This window comes from Streptomyces sp. rh34 (genome assembly GCF_002551245.1).
Taxonomy (GTDB): domain Bacteria; phylum Actinomycetota; class Actinomycetes; order Streptomycetales; family Streptomycetaceae; genus Streptomyces.
This window is the reverse complement of record NZ_NTGZ01000465.1, coordinates 1-2611: the sequence shown is the minus strand read 5'-3', so window position 1 is coordinate 2611 and position 2611 is coordinate 1. Positions and strand designations below refer to the sequence as shown.

General features: G+C 75.2%; 2 protein-coding genes and 1 pseudogene. All 3 read left to right on the top strand.

Features of this window, described 5'->3' with window-relative positions:
* Nucleotides 1–993 (top strand): VMAP-C domain-containing protein (locus tag CR470_RS37255; RefSeq protein WP_441350790.1); only part of this gene is annotated, 993 nt, incomplete at its 5' end.
* Entirely contained in the window at nt 990–2210 is a 1221-nt protein-coding gene (locus CR470_RS37250) for an AAA family ATPase (protein WP_097872142.1), read from the top strand. The genes CR470_RS37255 and CR470_RS37250, both read left to right, overlap by 4 nt.
* Nucleotides 2210–2611: pseudogene (locus CR470_RS37245) on the top strand (hypothetical protein); the annotation flags it as partial. The gene CR470_RS37250 and the pseudogene CR470_RS37245, both read left to right, overlap by 1 nt.

The following is a 2611-nucleotide window of genomic DNA, read 5'->3' as shown; positions in this document are numbered from 1 at the left end:
CCGCTGCGCCGGTGGGCGGACCGCTGGGCGGCGGGGGACCCTGCCGCGCCGCCCGACGACCCCCGTGCGTGGGTCCCCGGGGCGCCGGAGGCGCTCGCCGACTGCCGGCGGCGCCTGGAGCGGCCCGCCGCCCCCGACCCGACGGTCCCCCGGTGTCTGGTCGTGATGGTCGAACCGGCCCGGGACGGTTCACCGGACGTCTTCGTCCGTCACTGGGTCAACAAGGTCCCCGGCTACTGGCGCCCGGAGCCGAGCCCCGTGGAGACCGTCACCCTGGACACCCTGGCCGCAGCGGTCGAACGCGCCGTCGAGCGGGGTGAGGCGCTGTGGGCCGACACACAGAAGGGGACGCCGGGGCGGACGGAGACACCCGGGCCGACGGAGGGGACGGGGGCCCGCGGAGGGCCGGTCCACGTCGAGTTCGTGCTCCCCTTCGACCTGCTCAACCACGACATGGCCCGCCTGGAACTGGGTACCGGAGACCCGAGGCCCCGGCCGATCGGCATGCACTACCGGGTCCATCTGCGCAGCCTGGACCGGATGCGCGGCGACGCCGGGCAACTGCGCCGCTGGCAGGCCCGCTGGGATCAGCTGCGGACCGCGACCGCCCCGGCCGCCCACCGCTGGAGGGCCGCGGACCGCGACGGGCTCGAACGCTGGCGCGCCCACCTCGCCGGAGACGAGTCGCTCACCGCGGTCATCCTCGACGCGCCCGCCGTCCAGGGGCACGGGCTGGAGGCGTTGCAGGCCGCCGTCGTCGAGGGCGTGGGTCTCGCAGCCTGGGACCGCAGGGCCGACAGCCCCTCCCAGTCCAGCGAACTGCTCACGCTGCTTCTGGGGCACACGTACGCACAACTGCCGGAAAAGGTGCACAGGCTGAGGGCGGGAGCGGAGATCGAGGAGGACGGCCCCCTGTGGGTGGGCAGGCACATCGCGTTCTTCTGGGACGACCCGTACCGACTGGTCGATCGTGAGGAGTTGTTGTCGGCATGACCGGAGAGGCCTCTGCCGTACCACCGCCGTCGCCGCCCGCGTGGTGGGTCTTCCACGCGACCGGAAGGGCGCCCGGGGGCGAGCCGCCGGAGCTGCCGGCGCCGCCGCCCTGGCGTACGTTCCCCGGCGGACCGCTCCAGCCGCCACCGCCCGAGGACGACCGCGCCGCGGAGCGCCGCCTCGGCCGGATCCAGGACGGTCCGCAACTGCGGCGCGAGGAGATCGACGCGGTCAACGCGGCCCTGCTGCTGCGCCGCCCCCTGCTCATCACCGGCCCGCCGGGCGTCGGCAAGTCCACCCTCGCCTATCTGATCGCCCGTGAGCTGGGGCTCGGCCGGGTCCTGCCCTGGAGCGTCGTCAGCCGCAGCACGCTCAGGGACGGCCTGTACGCGTACGACGCGATCGGCCGCGCCCAGGCCATCGCGGCCTGGCGGGCGGCCGACGCCGGCGGCGGCGCGTACGGCCCCGCCGCCGGGAACGCTCCCGACGCTGTCTNAGACAGCGACGCGATCGGCCGCGCCCAGGCCATCGCGGCCTGGCGGGCGGCCGACGCCGGCGGCGGCGCGTACGGCCCCGCCGCCGGGAACGCTCCCGACGCAGCCGGCGGAGATCCGGGCGAACGCGGCCCGACCGCCGAAGGACCGCCCGCGCTGGGGGACTTCGTCACCCTCGGCCCGCTCGGCACCGCCCTGCTCGCCTACGGGCGCCCCCGGGTGCTGCTCGTCGACGAGCTGGACAAGAGCGATATCGACCTGCCCAACGACCTCCTGCACGTCCTGGAGAACGGCAGCTACGAGATTCCTGAACTCGTCCGCAGCAACGAGGAGTCGGCGACCGTGTTCACCGACGACCCGCGCGGCTCGGCGAGGGTCGAGGGCGGCCGGGTGGAATGCGCGCAGTTCCCCGTCGTGGTCATCACGAGCAACGGCGAACGGGAGTTCCCCGCCGCGTTCCGCCGCCGCTGCCTGCCGCTGGAAATGCTGCCGCCGGGCCGCGAGCAGCTGATCGGCATCGTCGTCAGTCATCTGCGGCAACGCCCTGAGGGCGTCGAGGCGCTGGTGGACGAGTTCGAGAAGCGTCTGCGCGGTGGCGGCACCCAGTCGATCGACCAGTTGCTCAACGCCGTCCAGCTGACGACCGCGGGCGGTTTTCAAGCGGACGCCGACGGGCGTAAGCTCGTCGAGATGCTCCTCCGAGACCTCTCGAAGGGCCGCTGATGAACGGCTTGCCCAGGGAGCGTGCTCCGGACGCCGAGTCCGTGCCGGCCGACTCCCCCGATCCCACCACCGGCGACCGGCACGAGGACGACAGCCCGTTGGACCCGGGCGGGGCCGACTGGACGGGGCTCGCCGACGCCGCCTGGCTCGCCGCCGCCCGCCTCGAAGACCAGCGCGCCACCGGGACCGCCCCTGACCACCCGCCGCACGCCGAACGGCACCCCGACACGCCAGGCCCCACGCGCCCGTCGCCCGCCGGACCTCCGCCCGCCAAAGAGCCCGTCCCCCTGCTCGGCCCGGCCCCCGGCACGCCGGCCGACCCCGCGCCCGACGCCGTGCCCGGGGTCACCGGGCTGCCCGGGCCACCCGCGTACGAACGGGAGATCCGGACCGTCCAGGAG